This window comes from Nostoc sp. NMS4 (genome assembly GCF_017115095.1).
GTDB lineage: Bacteria > Cyanobacteriota > Cyanobacteriia > Cyanobacteriales > Nostocaceae > Nostoc.
Window position 1 is genome coordinate 21,633 of the sequence record NZ_JABXKI010000204.1, and the last position, 20,386, is coordinate 42,018.

The following is a 20,386-nucleotide window of genomic DNA, read 5'->3' on the forward strand; positions in this document are numbered from 1 at the left end:
ATTTTAATAATTTATTTTTTCCTGATGAAACTTATATGAACACCGAAATTGAAGCAATCCGTCAGCGTTATAATCGACGGCAGCAAATCCCGTCAGCAACTTTATATGATCCATTGAATCCATCTCGTTATATGCTTTATCAAGAAAAGCGTCAAGCTTTGATTCGTTGGATTGATTGGGCTAATCTTGCGCCAGTTGCAGACAAACGTCTATTAGAAATTGGTTGTGGGAATGGAAATAACCTGAGTTTATTTATGTCATTGGGTTTTCAACCAGAGAACTTGGTGGGAAATGAATTAATCGAAGAGTATGCACGAAATGCACGTCGCTTACTACCAACAGCAACTCAAATTTTAGTTGGTGATGCATCAACTCTGAAGTTAGAAGAGAATTCTTTTGATATTGTTTTTCAATCAACAGTTTTTACTTCAATTTTAGATTCCATTTTTCAACAAAAATTAGCCAATCGGATGTGGTCGATGGTTAAACCTGGAGGAGGTGTACTTTGGTATGATTTTATCTTCAATAACCCGAACAATCCCGATGTCAAAGGTGTTACTAAAAGACAAATTCATCAACTATTTCCCGATGGAGATATCAAAACTTGGCAATTATGTTTAGCTCCTCCCATTAGTCGCCGAGTTACCAAAATTCATCCCAGTCTTTATAATGTTTTTAACTTACTTCCGTTTCTGCGTACTCATGTCTTGTGTTGGATTAGCAAGCCATAATTTGCTCAGATGTTTACTTACTGATTCTAATTACTACATCCTATGACAGAATTTATTCCTTTCGCCTTACCGGATATTGGAGAAGAAGAAATCGCTGAGGTTGTTGATTCTTTACGATCTGGTTGGTTGACTACAGGCCCTAAGACTAAACGTTTTGAGCAAGATTTTGCAGATTTTATTGGTTCTGGGGTAGAAGCGATCGCAGTTAATTCTGCCACATCAGGGTTACATCTGGCTCTGGAAGCATTGGGAATTGGCCCCGGAGATGAAGTAATCACCACAGTCCACACGTTCACTGCTACCGCAGAGGTGATTCGTTACTTAGGGGGCAATCCAGTCTTTGTCGATATTGATCTGGCTACCATGAACATTGATGTTAGCAAAATTGAGGCTGCGATCACTCCCCGCACTAAAGCCATCATCCCTGTCCATTTTGGCGGACTTGCTTGTGATATGCAATCAATTTTAACAATTGCCCAAAAGCATCAATTAAAAGTAGTTGAAGATGCGGCCCATGCGATTCCGACAACATATCAGGGTAAGTTGATTGGTAGTTTAGATAGTGATGTCACCGTTTATAGCTTTTATGCCACCAAAACCATCGCTACAGGTGAAGGAGGGATGCTAGTAACCTGTAACCCGGAAATAGCTAAACGATGCCGGACTATGCGCTTACATGGTATCAATCGAGATGCCTTCGATCGCTATACCTCAACTAAACCATCATGGTACTACGAGGTAGTTGCACCAGGATTCAAATATAATATGACGGATGTCGCGGCCTCACTTGGTATCCATCAATTAAAGAAAGCTAGGATACTACAGCAACAGCGAGCTGCGATCGCTAATCGATACAATATAGAACTAGCCGACTTACCTTTACATCTGCCAGCATCACCTACTAATGGAGATATTCACTCTTGGCATCTATATGTAATTCGTTTAGCCGACTCTGTACAAGTGAGTCGCAATAATTTTATTGAGCAATTAGCTGCTAAAGGAATTGGGTGTAGCGTTCACTATATTCCTTTACACTTGCATCCCTACTGGCGCGAAACTTACAATCTTTCCTTACAAGATTTCCCTCAAGCATCCTATGCATATCAAGGGATAGTAAGCCTACCAATATACACAAAAATGACTGAAGCAGATCAAACCCATATCATTAAAATCATTCACAAAACTTTGACTTAATATTTTAAGAAATATATTCTAAAAATGTTGATTTAAAAATCATCTTAAGACTAAGTATATGAGGTATTATCTTAACATTTTTGTGTTTAAATATTTACTTTCAAACTGTTGTTATCATGCAAACAACAAATATTTATCTTACAGTATCATATTGCGCTGCTTATTGTACTAAACTTTGCTATAAAATTGCACTCACATAAGGCAGACTTTTATGAAGAATTCGTGTAAATTATCCAAAAAAATTTAAAAAGTAACTAATATAGCTATAAAATAGTAAAAAAAACTACCATCTAGTCTAAAACTTTAAATAGGCATTAACGCTGTTTTAATAAAAGTTTTATTTTGGATGCGTTGTAATTTATCGCTTTCAATCAGCTAAACCAAATAACTGAAAAAAATACCAAAAATAACTCAATCACAAAATTATCTCAACCAAAGTTAATGTTGACAAACAGTTCTAATTTAACTGCAACTATATTGTTAGTTAAATAATTTTATGTTTGGATTAATGCTTTCTAAAGACTTAATGAATCTCTGTCTATACAAAAAGTAAGATAACTGCGTTTTTAAGAGGTGTTTAATGATGGCTAAACGAATTTTTGACTTGTTTTTTGCCCTAGTTGGTATTTTGATCCTATTACCCCTATTTGTTGCAATTGCAATCTGGATAAAACTGGATTCTCCAGGAAATGTATTGTTTCGACAAATTCGTATTGGACGCTTCGGACGTGAATTTAGTATTTATAAGTTCCGTACTATGGTAGCTGATGCCGAAAGCAGAGGAAAACAAATTACAGTAGCTAAAGATACGCGGATTACGCGAAGTGGTCAGTTCTTAAGAAAATACAAGCTAGATGAATTACCCCAATTATTCAACGTTGTTAAAGGGGAAATGAGTTTAGTTGGGCCTCGTCCTGAAGTTCCAAAATATGTGGCATATTATACATCTGAACAACGGCGAGTGTTAGATGTGCTTCCAGGTATCACCGATCCAGCTTCAATCAAATTCCGAAATGAAAGTGAACTACTAGAAGATACTGCTAACCCGGAAAATGTCTATATTAACGAGATAATGCCTCAAAAATTAGAGTTGAATATGCAATATCTTGGTAAAGATAACTTAGGTTTTGCTCTACTGATTATCCTTAAAACATTACAACAAGTCATAAGAATTTAGTAATGGACTACGCCCCGCTAGTTCGTGAGGCGTTTCGTGGAGAAGATAGTAATTCTTAATTATGTTTCACATAGGACTTTAGTGCCTACCTTAGAAAAGCTATATGTGAAAATAGCGGTATAAAACCCTATATTTAATGGCGACCAACATCACAAATTTAAATTATTAGATAAATTTATTAGATTAAGTTAAGATTATTCAGTATTTAAAATTGATTTATGGAATCACAAACATCTCCTTTAACATTTTCTTTAATATCTGATAAATATTGGCAAATACTAAAGCGACGTTGGACACCAGGTTTAGCTGTCTTTATCCCAGTGTTTATATTTTTAGTGCTGACTTCATATTTAAAAAAACCTGCTTATGAGGCAGAGGGAAAGCTACTGTTTCAAAGGACGAATACGATCTCCTCGCTGACGGGAGTAGGAGAGGGGATAGGGAAGCTAGAAGCAGTAGCACAGGATCAGAAAACCAATCCTTTAAACACAGAAGCAGAAATTATTCAGTCAGTCCCTTTAGTGCAACAAACTATAGATAAACTTGCCTTGAAAAACAATCAAGGCGTAGCCTTAAAACCCAAAGAATTCCTGAAACAGTTAACAGTAAAAGATATTAAGGGTTCTGATATTCTAGAAGTTTCTTACAAGGACAGGGATGCTAAAAAATCTGCTGAAGTAGTTAATACGGTAATAAATATCTATTTAGAACACAACGTATCTTCTCGAAGAAAAGAAGCAGCATCAGCCCGTAAATTTCTTCAAAAGGAATTACCAAAAGCTGAATTAATTGTCAGAAAAGCAGAAAGTGAACTAGCAAAGTTTAAAGATAAGAACAAAGTTGTTTCCCTGCAAGAAGAAACAACTAACTCACTAGATGTGATTGCAGACTTACAAAAGCAATCTAGCCAGGTTCAATCTCAAATTGCCAATCTCAATGCTCAGTCTCAAGATATCCGTAAACAATTAAATATGAATTCAAAACAGGCGTTTGCTCAGACTTCTCTGAGCCAATCTCCTGGGTTGCAGGATATTCTCAAAGAAGTCCAGCAATTAGAGTCTCAACTTGCAGTTAGGCGAACTGTTTTGCGGGAATCACACCCTGAAATTATTACCTTAAAAAATAAGTTAGAAGCCTTAAAAAAGATAATACAACAGCGAACAACACAGGTTTTAGGGACAAATCAAGCACAATTGAATGGTAATTTGCAGATTGGGGCTTTACAACAGCAACTTACTGCAAACTTGATTGGATTAGAGTCAACTCGTATGGGTTTAGTTAGCCAAGCTGTAACTTTATCCAAATTACAAGCAGTCTACAAACAAAGATTGAAAACTTTGCCCAGATTGGAACAACAACAGCGTCAGCTAGAACGCAAAGTACAAGCATCACAATCTACATATTCACTTTTGTTACAAAAATTGCAAGAGAGCCAAATTGCAGAAAATCAGAACGTCGGTAATGCCAGTTTGATATCTGAAGCCCAAATTCCTGACCAGCCGATTTCTTCTAATATGATTTCGTACTTGAGTTCAGGTTTAGTCGCTGTTCTAGCTGCTTTGGCGACTATATATATTTTGGAAGTAAGAGATAAAACCATTAAGACTGTTGATGAAGCGAAGGAATTAATAGGATTAACTTTATTAGGTGTAATTCCTGCCTTTAGCAAGCCTCAAAAGTCTGATTTAAAGGATGAAAAGCAAGACTTATCTACCTCAAAATTTGTTGAGAGAGAAACTTCTCACTCCCCAATTAATGAAGCTTATCGGATGTTGCGGGCAAATTTGGAGTTTAAACGTGGTGATAAAGAGTTAAAAGTTATTGTTGTCACTAGTTCTGTGCCTAAAGAAGGTAAATCAACAGTAGCAGCTAATTTAGCAATAGTAATGGCACAGATGGAATATCAAGTTTTGCTAGTGGACGGGGATTTCCATCATCCAGTTCAACATCAAATTTGGGAATTAAGTAATAATCAAGGTCTGAGTAATCTGATTCTGGAAGAAGCCCAAATCAGCACTGTTGTCAAAAAAGTTATGAATAATTTAGATGTCCTCACTACTGGAGTAGTACCTCCATCGCCAGCATCTCTCCTTGATTCAAAACGGATGGCTTCTTTGATTCAAAGTTTTGCTAACAACTATGATTTCGTAATTATTGACACTCCTTCATTAAATGTTGTCGCCGATGCAGTCACTTTGGGTCAAATGACTGATGGCGTTTTATTGGTAGTTCGTCCGGGGGTAGTTGATTCTGTTCAGACCACTGTTGCTTGTGAAATTTTAGAAAAATCTGGTCAGAATGTCTTGGGACAAGTTATTAACGCAGTAGTTGAGGAAAAATTCGCCAAAATATGAAAGGGCTGGAGCTGTTATTTATGAGAAGGTTTTTGTTGTAATATCATGGGTTTACCTCACCCTCAATCCCTCTCCTTATAAAGGAGAGGGAAGCTAGAGACAGGATAAAGTTTTGCATCTTATTTAATCCATGTTCCTAAGTAATCAGCCGAACATGATATTTATTTTTTAATTGCCGCCAGTTGCCCCATTTTCCAGAAATAGCTAGAAATCCAATTCGTAATAATATGAGCGACAATCGGCACTAATAAGTTTCCGGTCAGCAAGGCGCTATATGCTAATATCATCCCAACAATTGTTGCCCAAATTACATAAGGCCATTGTTGGGAACCGCTAAAATGCAAAATTCCAAAGCAAAGACTGGATACAATTACAGCTGTCAAATCGGAGCCTAGAGCGGACAACATCACACCTCTAAATAATAATTCTTCACTTAACCCTGGTAGTAACCCTAGCCAAATTAAATCTGGTAAAGCTAAAGGCTTGAGTACTACTTCTAGGTAATAATCTGCACTTTTACGATAGGCAGTCCACAGGCGATAAGTTAAGCCACTTAAGGCGGTGATGAGGAATCCCAATCCTACACCTAACAGCAACTCTCTTTGGTTCAAGTCCCAAGAAAATAACGAAAAGTTGCCTAAGTATAACGAAAGTTTGGCGACTATCAACAAAATGATTGCAGTCGCTCCCATCGCCCCAAGTATTTGGATGCGCGTCAGGTATGGAATTTCTGGCTCTTGCTTTTGTTGTTCAATCACGGGTTTTTAAGAAAGAGGGGGCATTGGGCATAGGGGGTAGGGAGATGAGGGAGATGAGGGAGATAAACAAAACTCCTAACTTCTAACTCCTGTACAGACGCGATTAATCGCGTCTGTACTCCTAACTTTTAATTACTGACTGCAAAGGTAATAATTTGGGACGGAGAGCGTTGGGATTGATGCCTGTTTTATGTGCTACTAATACACCTACTGCTTCTAAATATGAGTTTACCTGTATAGATTTTATCCCCAGGGGTTGGGGAGGAACTTTTATCAGAGTTTTATTTTCTTCTACTGTAATTATTTGGCATCGTTTTTGGCTTAAACTCAGTAAGGCACTGCTACCACAAGCAGTTGCAGGTGCGATCGCAGCATCAACTTCATCAGCCCAAATATCTTCTGGCTGCGATCCGATTGCTCCTCTCTCTATTATAAATTGTGGGGCGCGACTTAATCCGACAAGGACGCAGGGCAAAAAGGTATAACCTAATTCTTCGGCGGCGGAACGGGGAGATAAATCAGGTTGTGGAGGTTCGCTCAAAAGGGCGGGAGAATGAGCGCAAGGAATTTGAAAGGTTCGCAATAGCAAATGGCTAATTACGGCTTCTGCACCCGCTAAAGGATCTACGCCTTCACCGTGACGATATTTTTGTACTGCTTCTTCATCTATATCATCGGGGAAACGGGCAACAACTGCGATCGCTTCTGCCCCCGCTTTTTTAATTAATATCTCGGCTGCCCGTAATAAACTATCTGGGTTGCCAATTGTTCCCCAACTCGCTCCCGATGCTGTAGTCCGTAATTCTACGTTTAATGGTGCATCTGTAATTACATAATCTGTTAGGGTTAATCCCAATGTTGCTCTAACTGCATCGGCTGCTTGTATATGTCGTAGCCGTAACTCTGGCTCTATGCCTTGGTCTAAAAGCAAACCTACCTTGTTGGTGCGAACTGGACGCAAACCCCAGCACCCAGAGGCGAATTTGTCAAGCCCATAACCTTCAACATAGAAAGCATTGGGGATATTCCAATACAAACTTGCGCCATTCAAGACATTGGGGTGAGTAATTAGGCGATCGCAAACCTGTGATATAACTCTAGCAACAGGCAAAGCATCTCCTGCGTAACCCCCAATGGCAGCCCCAACGCCTGTTGGTACAATTAATATAGCTGTGTACATATTGAGTGCTGAGTACTGAGTGCTGTTAGCGGATAGCTAAGGTTTAGCCCGTGCTGAGTTAGGAGTTTGGAGTTATTCTCATTACGCCCTTTTGTTTGCCGATATACCCTGCTCACTACTCAGCACTCTTTGTCACCACGGCTTCAATTGTAGCTTTTTGTTTGTTAACGTCCACAGAGGTAACTGCCCAACGTAGGGGTTCGCCTTGTTTCTTCAACTCTGTTTCAATTACTTGTAGTAACTCTGCGGGAGTTTCTTGTAAATCAACTTCTGCGGTAATAAAGTGAGTCGTCATCTTGATAAATTCTCTTGGTTTGTAGTTTCTAGAATAGCTGATGTCCTCTGCGATGAAATACTTATAATATTATTGATCAGATTTGGTAATGTTAGTGAACAGTTATTCAGTCATGAATAATCATCCGATATACTGATAACTGTTCACAGATTATTTGTCTTTGCCAAATTGTAACTGATAAACGATGTCTTCCTTTTCTGTCTTAAGTTTCAAATCAGAAAGGGGTTTGGCAACACAAAGCAATACGTAACCTTGCTTTTGCAAATCTGGACTAACGCCCATACCATCAGTTTGATCTACAGTTCCCTCAGATAGTTGACCGGCGCAAGTTGTACAAACACCTGCATTGCAAGAACTCGGCAGTTCCAAGCCAGCAGCATCGGCAACTGATAAGATCGTTTCATTTTCAGGAACTTGCAAGGTATGAATTTTGCCTTGGTGATCGATTTCTACGGTGTAAATTTTGGGCATATACAAAACAAGTGTGATGCAACGGACAAAGGTATTAGTTTATCTGAATTAGTTAAAAATATCCAGATGTTACTATAAAAGTTTAGGTTAAAGAGGAATAATTATAGCAACTAATTCTGAACAAGTTATAGATTAGTAATATTATTTACTATACAATACACAAATAAATTAGTTAAATTTGCTTACTATAAATATGCGCGATCGCGTTTCTTTAGAGACTGTATCTGTAAGTCTGCCTTTTGGCATTGGTTCCATGTCTTGGAAAGTTGACACCACACAAAAGAAGGCGGCTTGGTCGCTTTATGTGGAATTGGTGACACGCATTGCTGTACAACCTTTGGAAGTTGACCAAGGTTTGGTACGAGAAGCGATGAACTCTCTTTATAGTTTATTTGGTACAACCCGCGAAGTTCTCAAAGCCGCCGGGCCGGATGTGGGTGCTTCTCGTGATTCTGTGGGGGGAATTGCGATCGCTGTGTTAAATAATGGGTTAAGGCCATTTTTGGCTAAATGGCATCCCTTGTTGCAAGCATGGGAAGGTAGACGACCTGTGGGGGTGAGTCCCAAAGAACATGAGCAGAGTTGGTCGGAGGAACCCAAGTTGCGAAGTGAGTTGGAAGTTTTGCGCGGTGGGTTGGAAGATTACGCTAAGGCTTTGGCAAAAATTGCAGGCGTGGAGGAGTGATAAATGCCAAAAGATGTTTTCCTTTGCCACAATAGCAAAGAAAAAGCACAGGTAGAAAAAATTAGAGCGCAGCTATTACAAGAAGGAATAGATGCTTGGTTAGATAAGTATGATTTTGAGCCATTTCGACGTTGGCAAGACCAACTTGAAGAAATTATTCCTCAAGTCAAAGCTGTAGCTGTATTTCTCGGTTCCTCTGGTGTAGGGCCGTGGGCAGATATCGAAATGAAAGAGTTTCTTGTTGAATTTGCGAAGAATCATAAGCTTCGCATAGGCTTAGTTATTCTTCCTGGATGCCCTGATAAACTTATAGATACAGTTCCGAGATTCTTAAAAGGCTTTCATTGGGTAGATTTTCGGCTACAAAATCCCGATCCAATGGAACAGTTGATTTGGGGTATTACTGGACAAAAGCCAAAAACACAACCCATCACTTTATCTCAACTGCCTCAAAAACCTTCAGACAGAAGACAATTTTTGAAATGGGTAGGTTGGGGAAGTCTAGGCTTAGTAACATCAGTCGTGGGTGCAGGGATTTTGAGTCAAGGAGGAAATCTGCCCGTTGTAACAAATAATAAACCTACAAACACTGAATCATCTCAGACTGCAATACCAGAAACAAAGCCTACTAGCAGCATCCCTCTAAGGGAGCAACGGGAAGAACGCAACTCACTTGAATCAGAGAGAGGCATTAACTATACCAAACTACGCGACTTATTAGTAGCAAAAAACTGGAAGGAAGCCGACAAAGAAACCTATCGGGTGATGCTTCAGGCTGTAAAGTATGAATATGGCAACTATTTCACCTCAGAGGAACTCTTTAAATTTCCTTGCACTGACTTACGCACAATTGACGGCTTATGGGTAAGATACAGCAATGGACACTTTGGCTTCAGCGTCCAGAAGGAAATTTACTTGAGCGTTGGCGGTAAAGCTGACGGCAAGGATTACGAAGAAGCCTGGAAAAAGTTTGGCGATCGCGTAGGATGGAGAGTGAATAGTAGTTGGATAAATTACTCTGACGTAAATTATGATACAGCCTCGCCAAAAGGACACCTCCCTTACAGATTAGATCATCGGAGTGCAGAGGAGGTAGAAGATATACTAGGTACACAAAAGAAGCATGGAGGTTTAATACCAAACTCGGCGGTGGAAGTATTACCATTTTCTTCTCTCGCATCGAGACTTGTAAACTGTAACACGCCCTAACGGGAAGTCAAAAGTCAAAAGTCAAAAGCTTATTTTCCTAGCTTTGCTTTAGTTGTTACGATTGATTTAGCAATAATTTTAATTAATTGTTCACACTCATCTAAAATATTTCTAACTTGTGCCTCAGTCATCATTTCTGATTTAATTAACAGCTTCAACCAGTATTTTGTTTCTTTTGCTTCTTTTAGTGCTATTGATTGCTTGCTAATAAAATTCCTATCACTCTCAGCAGACTGAGACTCTTCAATATTTGCACCAATTGATGTCCCTGATCTGAATAACTGAGCAGCTAATTGTTTGAAAAGTCGTTGGCTGTGATTTTAATTGCATTTTTACCCCCCTTAATCCCCCCTTAGAAAGGGGGGAAACCAGAAAATCTAGTTCCCTCCCCTTTCCAAGGCTACGGTGTACACACAAGTCCTCTTACCCCCCTCAATCCCCCCGATGCATTGGGGGGAAGCCGGAAATCTAGTTCCCTCTCCTTTGCAAGGGGAGGGTTAGGGTGGGGTAATTCAACAGACTGATTGTGATTCGATAACTTGTGTATACACGGTAGCCTTTGCAAGGGGAGGGTTAGGGTGGGGTAAAGCGCTTCTATGACATTTTTCAGCGCCTTACTCAACATTTTCGGGTCGCCTTCTTCTAAAATAACTTCAATATAAGCTGCGGCTTCTAGTGGATTTTTTAAGTCTTGAATCAGTTTTTCATGATAGCTTGTACTTTTAGGCATGATCTCTACTCCTGTAGTCTTCCCAATATTCCTTGGCTTTGGCAATATCCTTTTCTTGAGTGCTTTTATCACCACCACACAAAAGAATAATAACTGTTGATCCTTGCTGTCCAACTTTGCGATCGCTGTAAATCAACAATATACACTAGCGATGATTGCACTCACCAACAAACTTTAGTCATCAATGTTACAACATTAACCCTTAAGGTTACAACATTAAGCCTTAAAGCTAGAACATTAAGCCTTAAAGTTACAACATTAACCCTTAAAGCTAGAACATTAAGCCTTAAGATTACAACATTAAGCCTTAGAGCCAGAACATTAAGCCTTAAAGTTACAACATTAAGCCTTAAGATTAAAGCGATCGCAGTTAACTAGAAGTAAAGGTGCGATGTCTACGACGGGCTATGCCTACGCTTATGCAACAATATTGTAGTTTTCGTGCAACTTAAACATAATATTATATTTTTCAAGAAATCAACCCTTGGTGATTAAATACCGAAAAATTACGGACATAAGTAAAAAATTTTATTTAAAAGACTGCGCTTTTTGCTGAACCATAATATAGATTAATTGAGACAAAATAGCTCTGTAAAGCTTTAATATCTGGATAAATTTATGTCTCGAAAAAAACGTAGCTCCCGGATTTTAGAAAAAGCTGAGTTTAGAGTTGCCGGGCTGAAAGCTATTGATCAAAATATCAGATTTGATGATACTTACAACTTGCAAAATTTGACTCAATTAATAGAAGATTTTCACAATATACTTAATGAGTATAACGCTGCTATAGCGATGATTGACTCTTCTAAAACAAAGTTAGATGAGATGGAAAAAAACTTAAATCAGGTTTCAGACAAAATGCTGATGGGAGTTGGTTTCAAGTATGGCAAAAATAGTAAGGAATATGGACTTGCAGGTGGTGTTCGAGATAGCGATCGTATCCGTAAAAGCAGATTAACACGCTTGAAAGCTAATACAGATAAAACATCAGATGAAAAAGCTATAACCGCCTAGTACCGCTACGTGGAAGTCAAAATTCAAAAGGTTTATAGAATCTGCTTTTAACTTTTTTAGAATGGTATCTGTGAAAATTTAAGGTGTCCAGATCCCCGACTTCTTTGAGAAGTCGGGGATCTATTTCATTACGAATGATTCAGGACTGCTATATAATAAGACTTTGCATTAACCCAGAAATTCCGAAATCTTAAAATTGAATGACCCGTTTTATACATGATAAATTTGCCAAAGACTATCTAGAAGAATTACTAAAAGATTACGGAGAAGTCAAGGCATCAGAAAAAGTATCAGGAGAGATTAAAGAAATAGATGTTTTATTCACTCCTGCTAAACAGCAAAACTCGAATTTACAAATACTGGGTTTACTAGGAAGATTTGCTGAACATCCTGCAATTATAGAACCATACCGCAATCCAGCTTCTACCGATGAAATCTGCGACTGTATTCTTAAATTATTAGAAATCAAGGCTTTATTGCGACGAGAAGCTAAGGCAAATAAAACCAAACTTCAGGATTCAGAAATTCCCAGATTGTGGGTTCTTACTCCAACCATATCTGAAACTAGATTGTCTAGCTTTGGAACTATGCAAAAACCAGGTTGGTTATCAGGAGTCCATTTTCTACCAGATGCTTTGCGGACAGCAATTGTAGCGATACATCAACTACCCCAAACACCAGAAACTTTATGGTTGAGGCTTTTAGGTAGGGGAAGTGTGCAGTCACAAGCAATTATCGAGTTGCAAGCGTTACCATTAGATTATCCATACCAAAAAGCAACTCTTGAATTAGTTTACAACTTGCGGGAAAACTTGAGAGTAAATCAAGAGTTAGAAGCAGATGATAGGGAGTTAATTATGCAATTAGAACCACTTTATCAAAGAGACAGAGAACAAGCCAAAGAAGAAGGAAGGCAAGAAGGAAGGCAAGAGGGAAGGCAAGAAGGAAAACAAGGCTTAATACTGCGTCTACTAAATCGCCGTATTGGTGAAATTGATGCATCATTAATCGAACGAATTCAAGGTTTATCGCTCGAAGAATTAGAGAATTTAGGAGAAGCATTACTAGACTTTTCTAGTGTTGCTGATTTAGAAACTTGGTTAAACCAACAATCAATCTAATTCATTTCGATTGATAAAGAGTTAATTATGCGACTAGAACCACTTTATCAAAGAGACAGAGAACAAGCTATACAGGAAGGAAATAAACAACGAGAACAACGTCTAGTTATACGTCAACTCAATCGCCGTATTGGTGAGATTGATACGTCATTAATCGAACGAATTCAAGGTTTATCGCTCGAAGAATTAGAGAATTTAGGAGAAGCATTGCTAGACTTTTCTAGTGTTGCTGATTTTGAAATTTGGTTAAACCAACAATCAATCTAATTCATTATTACTATAGCTGGGAAATCGAATTATTACCCCCCTTTATAAGGTGGGAAACAAGAAAATCCGGTTCCCTCCCCTTTATAACTACCGTGTATACACAAGTCTGAAATACCTGATTAACCAGGGTTTTACCCCACCCTAACCCTCCCCTTGCAAAGGGGAGGGAACTAGATTTTTTGGTTTCCCCCCAATGCAAGTAGTAATGCAACTCGCCAAGGCGAAAAACAAGGGAGGGAACTAGATTTTTCGGTTTCCCCCCAATGCAAGTAGTAATGCAACTCGCCAAGGCGAAAAACAAGGGAGGGAACTAGATTTTCCGGTTTCCCCCCTTTGCATCGGGGGGATTAAGGGGGGTAATTCGACTTGTGTATACACCGTAGCCCCTTTATAAGGGGAGGGTTAGGGTGGGGTAAAACAATATATGACACATCAATCATGACTTTCCAAACATCCTCTTAGTCCAAGTCGGTGGACTAAGTTTTGTGTAGTAGCAAATTCTATTCGCCTCACACTTTTCAAACTTTCAGTATAAAAAAACTTTGCTAATAACCGATTACCAGTAAGGCTTTCAATAATAAAAGTAAGCTAAACTTTTATAGCCAAGTATTGCCTAAAAATATTTCATAATTGAAGGGAGAAAATCCCAATGGAGAAGATCAAAATGCTAGAACAATATCGTAAACACGTTGCCGAAAGAGCAGCACTCGGTATTCCCCCTTTACCATTGGATGCAAAGCAAACCTCAGAATTATGTGAATTACTGAAAAATCCGCCCAAGGGTCAAGAGGATATATTATTGCATTTATTGAGCGATCGCATTTCTCCGGGTGTCGATCCAGCAGCTTATGTCAAAGCCGGATTTCTCACCGCCATTGCCAAGGAAGAAATCACCAGTCCTTTAATTGCGCCCATCGAAGCGGTGCAATTATTGGGGACAATGATTGGTGGTTACAACGTGCAATCTTTAATCGATTTGCTGCAATTGCCCACTGTATCCCTCTCAGACTCATCTGAAACACCTCTAGTAATGGGCGGACAAGGAAAGGAACCCATCGCCGCCTACGCCGCCAACGCCTTAAGCAAAATTCTCTTGGTGTATGACGCTTACCACGATGTTTTAGAGTTGTCTAAAACCAATCCTTTCGCCAAGCGGGTGGTTGACTCTTGGGCGGAAGCTGAATGGTTTACCCTCCGCCCCACAGTTCCAGAAGCGATTACTGTCACCGTTTTTAAAGTTCCTGGCGAAACCAATACCGACGATTTATCACCCGCCCAAAGCGCTACAACTCGCCCAGATATTCCCTTACACGCCTTAGTGATGTTAGAGTCACGGCAACCGGGAAGCTTGGCAACCATTGCCGAGTTGAAGGAAAAAGGGCATCCTGTAGCTTATGTTGGCGATGTAGTTGGTACTGGTTCCTCGCGGAAATCTGCTATTAACTCCGTATTGTGGCATACAGGAAATAATATACCTTTTGTGCCAAACAAACGCGCTGGGGGTTATGTTTTAGGTGGTGCGATCGCGCCAATTTTCTTTAACACAGCAGAAGATGCCGGTGCTTTGCCTATTCAGTGCGATGTCACCAAACTCGAAACAGGTATGGTGATTACCATCCATCCCTACAAAGGCGAAATCACCAACGAAACAGGGGAAGTCATTTCCACCTTTACCCTTAAACCCGACACCATCCTCGATGAAGTCCGCGCAGGTGGACGCATCCCTCTACTTATCGGACGTACCCTCACCGACAAAACTCGTCTTGCACTTGGTTTAGAACCCAGCACAGTTTTTACCCGTCCCCAGCAAGGCTTTGATACAGGCAAAGGCTACACCCTGGCACAGAAAATGGTAGGTAAGGCTTGCGGACTACCTGGTGTACGTCCCGGCACATCTTGCGAACCCATCATTACTACCGTTGGTTCTCAGGATACCACAGGCCCCATGACCCGCGACGAATTGACAGAACTCGCCTGTCTTGGTTTCAGTGCAGACTTAGTTATCCAAAGTTTCTGCCACACTGTTGCTTATCCCAAACCAGTAGACATCAAAACTCATCACGAACTTCCTGATTTCTTTGCTTCTCGTGGCGGTGTCGCCCTCCGCCCCGGTGATGGTATCATCCACTCTTGGTTAAACCGGATGCTGCTACCCGACACCGTGGGAACTGGCGGCGACTCTCACACCCGCTTCCCCTTGGGTATTTCTTTCCCCGCCGGTTCTGGATTAGTAGCTTTTGCAGCCGCCTTGGGTGTCATGCCTTTAGATATGCCAGAGTCAGTTTTGGTAAAATTTAAAGGTGAATTGCAACCAGGTATTACCCTACGGGATGTGGTGAATGCCATTCCCTACGTGGCAATTCAAAAAGGTTTGCTGACAGCAGACAAGCAGAACAAGAAAAATATCTTCTCCGGGCGAATTCTGGAAATAGAAGGTTTGCCAGATTTAAAAGTTGAACAAGCTTTTGAACTAACCGATGCTAGCGCTGAACGTTCTTGTGCTGGATGTACAATTAAGCTGAGTGTAGAGACAATTTCAGAATATCTGCGTTCTAACGTCGCCCTGCTGAAAAATATGATAGCACGGGGCTATCACGATCCGCGTACCATGCTGCGCCGTGTGGCCAAGATGGAAGAATGGTTAGCCAATCCCGTATTATTAGAAGGCGATGCCGATGCGGAGTATGCCGAAATAATTGAAATTGATTTGAACGAAATCAAAGAACCAATTGTTGCTGCTCCCAATGACCCCGATAATGTTAAATTATTATCAGAAGTTGCCAACGATCCAGTACAAGAAGTATTCCTCGGTTCTTGTATGACAAATATTGGTCATTATCGGGCAACAGCGAAAGTTTTGGAAGGTGCAGGGGAAGTGAAAACTCGTCTGTGGATAGCACCACCAACCCGCATGGATGAACATCAATTAAAAGAAGAAGGTGTATACAGTATTTTTGGGGCTGCGGGTGCGCGGACAGAAATGCCAGGATGCAGCTTGTGTATGGGTAATCAGGCGCGAGTTGCTGATGGCACAACAGTGTTTTCTACCTCTACCCGTAACTTCAATAATCGCATGGGTAAAGATGCGCGAGTGTATCTTGGTTCAGCCGAATTAGCCGCAGTTTGTGCGCTGCTGGGGCGGCTTCCCACAGTGCAGGAATACATGGATATTGTAGCGAGTAGAATTGAGCCTTTTGCCGATGATTTGTATCGGTATTTGAACTTCGATCAAATTGTTGGTTTTGAGGATGAAGGGCGAGTGATTCCGTTGGAAGATATGCCGAAGCTGGAGGATATTTTGGGTATGCCAGCTAGTAGTTTGCGTTAGTTAAGTATAGTATGGTGGGCATTGCCCACCTAATTGCTGCTCAAAGTAATTAGGACTTACGCACTGAAGCCTGAAACCTAGATCCCCCCTAGCCCCCCTTAAAAAGCTACGGTGTACACATCTTGGTAATGAAGCCCCAATCCTGGATTTACCCCCCTTAATCCCCCCTTGTAAAGGGGGGAAATATCCGGTTCTCCCCCTTGCCAAGGGGGAGTTAGAGGGGGTCAGAAAGACTTGTGTGTACACTGTAGCCCTTAAAAAGGGGGGAACTTCTAAAGCCCCCTTTTTAAGGGGGTTGGGGGATCTCAGTATCTAAGTGTTAGCTTAAATCTTTGTTTGTAGATATTGCACCAACTGCGGTGCTTGCATCACTCCTTCTATCCGCTCTACAGGTTTACCCTGCTTAAACAGTACTAAAGTTGGGAGAGAAGCAATTTTATACTCTGTAGCCAAATCTGTGTATTTTTCTGTGTCGATTTTGACAATCCGCAAGCGATCCTTAAGTTGGGCATTGACTTGCTCTAAAATTGGCACCATCATCTGACAGGGGCCACACCAGTCAGCGTAAAAATCTACTAATACAGGCACATCAGAAGCAGACAGCATATCTTCAAAGCTATTAAATTGCTTTTTAGTTGCCATGATGACACACACCGATTTTCAATTGTTTGTTTCAATAGTAATTCTTAGAAAATAAAATCGGTATAGGTTCATGGGTTTTTGTTGGTAAAAGATTAGATTAATTAATATAGAATGATTTGCTAGCCAAAAAGATTAAATAATTATAATAAAATACGTATATTCTTTTAGGTTGTGCATCTACATTAAATAATTCGTAATGACGCTCGATAGCGTTCGCAAAGCGTCTCGTAGAGAAGCATTAGGGACGTAGGAGCGTCTGACTCGCTAACGCTGCGCTAACGTAATTTGTAATGACGATCGCAAGAATTAGATTTTATTCAGATAATATTTCAGATGTTCACGAAATCACCATAAGATAATTAGCGCGGTATTTCTAAGCTTGAGGAACATTAAATGACACTATTACAAGATAAAGTCGCAATTGTCACAGGTGCATCCAGAGGAATTGGCCGAGCGATCGCAATTGAATTAGCCTCACAAGGAGCGATCGCAATTGTCAATTATGCCAATTCTAATACTGCGGCTGAGGCAGTTGTTACAGAAATTATAGAAGCAGGAGGTCAGGCGATCGCTATTCAAGCTGATGTTTCTAAAATTGAGCAAGTAGACGCACTAGTTAACGCCGTCATGGAAAAGTTCAGCCGCGTAGATATTTTGGTCAACAACGCAGGTATTACCCGCGACACCTTACTTTTGCGTTTGAAACCAGAAGATTGGCAAGCAGTGATAGACCTTAATCTAACCGGTGTTTTCTTATGTACACGCGCCGCCAGTAAAATCATGCTGAAGCAGCGATCGGGGCGGATTATCAACATTACCTCAGTTGCCGCACAAATGGGCAACCCAGGTCAGTCGAACTACAGTGCCGCTAAAGCAGGTGTAATCGGCTTTACGAAAAGCGTTGCCAAGGAACTCGCTACTCGTGGCATCACCGTTAACGCCGTCGCCCCTGGCTTCATCACCACCGACATGACCAGTAATCTCAACAATCCCGAAGATATTCTCAAATACATCCCACTCGGTCGCTTCGGTCAACCAGAAGAAGTCGCCGGGATGGTGCGCTTCCTAGCTGCCGATCCCGCCGCAGCCTACATCACCGGACAAGTATTTAATGTTGATGGCGGTATGGTCATGGCGTAAATACTGCCAAAGTTAAGGGACTTCCAAATAAAAAAATATCTGAGATTAGCAAATGTCCCTGGACTTAATAGTTCAATCAACCGTGATTCTATCTGTTGGTTTGTTGGGGCTGGGCAAGTTACCCGATGTCGAAAGTCTGGATTTCCTTGTTTTTTGCGTGGCTTACTTATGGCTCAAATCAACACCCTTGTGTTGAGTTTATCCATTCAGTTTTACCCTGTTGACAAGATTCTATTTTTCTTAACTTGACACTAATGGCTTTTCGACCCACCCCACAATATTGGATAATTTATTTGTTGGAAGTCCCTCAGTGAAGATGTCGCCAGATAAGGTAGGATATTTTGGAACCAATCACAGCTAGTGCGATCGCAACTCTCGCTTTTACTAAAGCATTTGAGAAAACCATCGAGAAATTTACTGAAGCAGCCCTTGGTAAAATGGACGAGCTGCGGAAAAAGATTTGGGGTAAGTTACGGGGAAATCTGAAAGCAGAAACAGCCCTCGTCGCTGCTGAAAAAGGCTCTAAACCAGATTTAGATAGGGTTGCTGCTTACTTGCAGATAATTTTACATGAAGAACCAGAGTTTGCGAAAGAAGTAGAAACGCTGGCTCGTGAAATTGAGGCTGGTAAGATAGTAGACAAAAGCACTATGACCCAAATCAATCAAGACAATGCCAGGGGATGGCAAACTAAGGTTGAGGGTGGAACAGTTTATCAAGGCGATATTAGCATTCATCATGCACCGCCCAATTCTTAAATTGAGCCATCATGAACCAAAGCAACCAGGATAATGCCAAGGGATGGGAAAATAAGGTTGAGGGTGGAATAGTTTATCAAGGCGATATTAGTATCTACAATTCTCCTACTCAGCAGTTACAGTCAACTTCTCCAAACAATATTCCTTATCGGGGTGTCGCCAACTTTGTCGGGCGGGATGAGAAACTTGCCCAAGTGCATAAAAAGTTGCTGCAAAATGACAACGCAGCAATTTTGGCTTTGGCTGGTATGGGGGGAATGGGTAAAACTGAACTGGCGACACAATACGCACAGCGCTACAAAGACAATTATCCTGGTGGGCTTTGCTGGTTAGATGCCAGAAAACCAGATTTAGCAGCAGAGATTGTGGAATTTGCTCGGTTTTACATGAAACTGGAAGTACCGCAAACTTTATTGACTTCCCAGGAACAAGCAAAATGGTGCTGGCGTAATTGGCAACCACAAACAGGACTAGTCTTGGTAGTATTGGACAATGTTGATGATGTGACTAACTGGGAAAAATCTCGCCAAGTACTACCAACAGATAACCGCTTCTGTATATTGATGACAACTCGGTTGCGAAATCTCGGTTCAACAGTTCAACAGATAAATTTAGATGAACTGTCACCAAACGATGCTTTAAAGTTGTTGACAGCTTTGTTGGGTGAAAATGATCGGCGGGTGCAACGGGAACCACAAACGGCAGCAAATTTATGTAAATGGCTGGGATATCTGCCTTTAGGTTTGCAATTAGTCGGCGCGTATTTGGCAGAAGATCCAAATTTGTCTTTAACAGAGATTTTACAGCGATTACCAGACCAGCAAAAATCTCAATTGGAAGCTGTATTTGAATTAAGCTGGCAACAACTCGATTCTATGACACAGTATGTCGGTGAGTTGTTGAGTTTATTTGCCCCAGATATCATTCCTTGGCAAATAGTTGAATCTGTCAGTCAGCAGCTAAATTGGGCGAAGGCAGATGTTGACAAGGCGAGAAAGCAACTTTATCAACGCCATTTAATTCAAAGCGTAGCAGAAGGAGAAAGTTGCTATAAAATTCATCCTTTAATTAGGGAGTTTTTGCAAGGGAAATTGGTAAGGTTAAACACAGCCGATGACCTCAAAAAAGCCTTTGCCGCAGTATTAGTAGAAATTGCTCAGAAAATACCTGAATCTCTCACCCTTGAGGATATCAAGTTAGTGCAACTGGCAATTCCCCATTTAACTGAGGTGGCACAAAATCTGATTGATGTTGTGGAGGATGAAAATTTAACCTTGATTTTCACTGGCTTGGGCAAATTTTATCAAGGACAGGGTTTGTATACCCTAGCAG

20 protein-coding genes and 2 pseudogenes are annotated in these 20,386 nt (G+C 40.6%); 14 read left to right on the forward strand and 8 right to left on the reverse strand.

Going from position 1 to position 20,386, the window contains the following annotated elements; translation table 11 throughout:
* Positions 1–35: 35 nt before the first annotated feature.
* From HWQ37_RS17350 to HWQ37_RS17365, 4 genes are all read left to right on the forward strand, one after another.
* Positions 36–731 carry a class I SAM-dependent methyltransferase gene (locus tag HWQ37_RS17350; protein ID WP_292749043.1) on the forward strand — a complete coding sequence of 232 codons (696 nt, stop codon included), beginning with the start codon at positions 36–38 and terminating at the stop codon, positions 729–731.
* Between the two features lie 42 nt (positions 732–773).
* The gene (locus HWQ37_RS17355; protein WP_292749046.1) at positions 774–1,925 is read left to right on the forward strand and encodes a DegT/DnrJ/EryC1/StrS family aminotransferase; all 1,152 of its coding nucleotides are present in this window, start codon (positions 774–776) and stop codon (positions 1,923–1,925) included.
* Between the two features lie 580 nt (positions 1,926–2,505).
* Entirely contained in the window at positions 2,506–3,102 is a 597-nt protein-coding gene (locus HWQ37_RS17360) for a sugar transferase (RefSeq protein WP_292749050.1), read from the forward strand.
* Between the two features lie 218 nt (positions 3,103–3,320).
* Positions 3,321–5,456, forward strand: a complete 2,136-nt coding sequence (locus HWQ37_RS17365; protein WP_292749052.1) for a GumC family protein — start codon at positions 3,321–3,323, stop codon at positions 5,454–5,456.
* Between the two features lie 161 nt (positions 5,457–5,617).
* On the opposite strand, the gene HWQ37_RS17370 is transcribed toward HWQ37_RS17365, so the two are convergent.
* The 4 genes from HWQ37_RS17370 to HWQ37_RS17385 all read right to left on the reverse strand — a co-directional run bounded on the left by HWQ37_RS17370 (position 5,618) and on the right by HWQ37_RS17385 (position 8,160).
* A complete protein-coding gene (locus HWQ37_RS17370; RefSeq protein ID WP_292749055.1) occupies positions 5,618–6,214 on the reverse strand; it encodes a CPBP family intramembrane glutamic endopeptidase in 597 nt (198 codons plus the stop codon).
* A 121-nt stretch (positions 6,215–6,335) separates the two neighbouring features.
* Positions 6,336–7,394, reverse strand: coding sequence for a DUF3326 domain-containing protein (locus HWQ37_RS17375; RefSeq protein ID WP_292749057.1), 1,059 nt, complete (start codon positions 7,392–7,394; stop codon positions 6,336–6,338).
* Between the two features lie 115 nt (positions 7,395–7,509).
* The gene (locus HWQ37_RS17380; protein WP_292749059.1) at positions 7,510–7,689 is read right to left on the reverse strand and encodes a hypothetical protein; all 180 of its coding nucleotides are present in this window, start codon (positions 7,687–7,689) and stop codon (positions 7,510–7,512) included.
* A gap of 150 nt (positions 7,690–7,839) precedes the next feature.
* On the reverse strand, positions 7,840–8,160 hold the full coding sequence (locus HWQ37_RS17385; RefSeq protein ID WP_292749061.1) for a 2Fe-2S iron-sulfur cluster-binding protein: 321 nt from the start codon (positions 8,158–8,160) through the stop codon (positions 7,840–7,842).
* A 193-nt stretch (positions 8,161–8,353) separates the two neighbouring features.
* On the opposite strand from HWQ37_RS17385, the gene HWQ37_RS17390 reads away from it, so the two are divergent.
* The gene (locus tag HWQ37_RS17390) at positions 8,354–8,845 is read left to right on the forward strand and encodes a hypothetical protein (RefSeq protein WP_292749119.1); all 492 of its coding nucleotides are present in this window, start codon (positions 8,354–8,356) and stop codon (positions 8,843–8,845) included.
* 3 nt (positions 8,846–8,848) lie between these two features.
* Positions 8,849–10,054, forward strand: a complete 1,206-nt coding sequence (locus tag HWQ37_RS17395) for a GUN4 domain-containing protein (protein WP_292749063.1) — start codon at positions 8,849–8,851, stop codon at positions 10,052–10,054.
* Between the two features lie 29 nt (positions 10,055–10,083).
* On the opposite strand, the gene HWQ37_RS17400 is transcribed toward HWQ37_RS17395, so the two are convergent.
* The 3 genes and pseudogenes from HWQ37_RS17400 to HWQ37_RS17410 form a co-directional block, all read right to left on the reverse strand.
* On the reverse strand, positions 10,084–10,314 hold the full coding sequence (locus HWQ37_RS17400; RefSeq protein WP_465249702.1) for a four helix bundle protein: 231 nt from the start codon (positions 10,312–10,314) through the stop codon (positions 10,084–10,086).
* Between the two features lie 140 nt (positions 10,315–10,454).
* Positions 10,455–10,784: a helix-turn-helix domain-containing transcriptional regulator gene (locus HWQ37_RS17405; RefSeq protein WP_292749065.1), complete on the reverse strand. Its 330-nt coding sequence runs from the start codon at positions 10,782–10,784 to the stop codon at positions 10,455–10,457.
* Positions 10,777–10,896: pseudogene (locus tag HWQ37_RS17410) on the reverse strand (type II toxin-antitoxin system RelE/ParE family toxin); the annotation flags it as partial. The gene HWQ37_RS17405 and the pseudogene HWQ37_RS17410, both read right to left, overlap by 8 nt.
* On the opposite strand from HWQ37_RS17410, the gene HWQ37_RS17415 reads away from it, so the two are divergent.
* From HWQ37_RS17415 to acnB, 5 genes and pseudogenes are all read left to right on the forward strand, one after another.
* On the forward strand, positions 10,881–11,162 hold the full coding sequence (locus tag HWQ37_RS17415; RefSeq protein ID WP_292749123.1) for a hypothetical protein: 282 nt from the start codon (positions 10,881–10,883) through the stop codon (positions 11,160–11,162). The pseudogene HWQ37_RS17410 and the gene HWQ37_RS17415 sit on opposite strands and share 16 nt — an antisense overlap.
* 240 nt (positions 11,163–11,402) lie before the next feature.
* Complete coding sequence (locus tag HWQ37_RS17420; protein WP_292749067.1) at positions 11,403–11,798, forward strand: hypothetical protein; 396 nt, start codon at positions 11,403–11,405, stop codon at positions 11,796–11,798.
* 200 nt (positions 11,799–11,998) lie between these two features.
* Entirely contained in the window at positions 11,999–12,919 is a 921-nt protein-coding gene (locus HWQ37_RS17425) for a DUF4351 domain-containing protein (RefSeq protein WP_292749069.1), read from the forward strand.
* A gap of 12 nt (positions 12,920–12,931) precedes the next feature.
* Positions 12,932–13,186: pseudogene (locus tag HWQ37_RS17430) on the forward strand (DUF4351 domain-containing protein); the annotation flags it as partial.
* A 664-nt stretch (positions 13,187–13,850) separates the two neighbouring features.
* Complete coding sequence (gene acnB, locus HWQ37_RS17435; RefSeq protein ID WP_292749121.1) at positions 13,851–16,514, forward strand: bifunctional aconitate hydratase 2/2-methylisocitrate dehydratase; 2,664 nt, start codon at positions 13,851–13,853, stop codon at positions 16,512–16,514.
* A 324-nt stretch (positions 16,515–16,838) separates the two neighbouring features.
* Here the strand turns inward: acnB and trxA are convergent, their stop codons facing one another.
* A complete protein-coding gene (gene trxA / locus HWQ37_RS17440; protein WP_104907825.1) occupies positions 16,839–17,156 on the reverse strand; it encodes a thioredoxin in 318 nt (105 codons plus the stop codon).
* Positions 17,157–17,549: 393 nt separating this feature from the next.
* Between trxA and fabG the strand changes: the two genes are divergently transcribed.
* From fabG to HWQ37_RS17455, 3 genes are all read left to right on the forward strand, one after another.
* Entirely contained in the window at positions 17,550–18,296 is a 747-nt protein-coding gene (fabG, locus tag HWQ37_RS17445; RefSeq protein WP_292749075.1) for a 3-oxoacyl-[acyl-carrier-protein] reductase, read from the forward strand.
* A 341-nt stretch (positions 18,297–18,637) separates the two neighbouring features.
* Positions 18,638–19,054, forward strand: coding sequence for a hypothetical protein (locus HWQ37_RS17450; RefSeq protein ID WP_292749077.1), 417 nt, complete (start codon positions 18,638–18,640; stop codon positions 19,052–19,054).
* Positions 19,055–19,065: 11 nt separating this feature from the next.
* Positions 19,066–20,386 (forward strand): NB-ARC domain-containing protein (locus HWQ37_RS17455; RefSeq protein ID WP_292749079.1); only part of this gene is annotated, 1,321 nt, incomplete at its 3' end.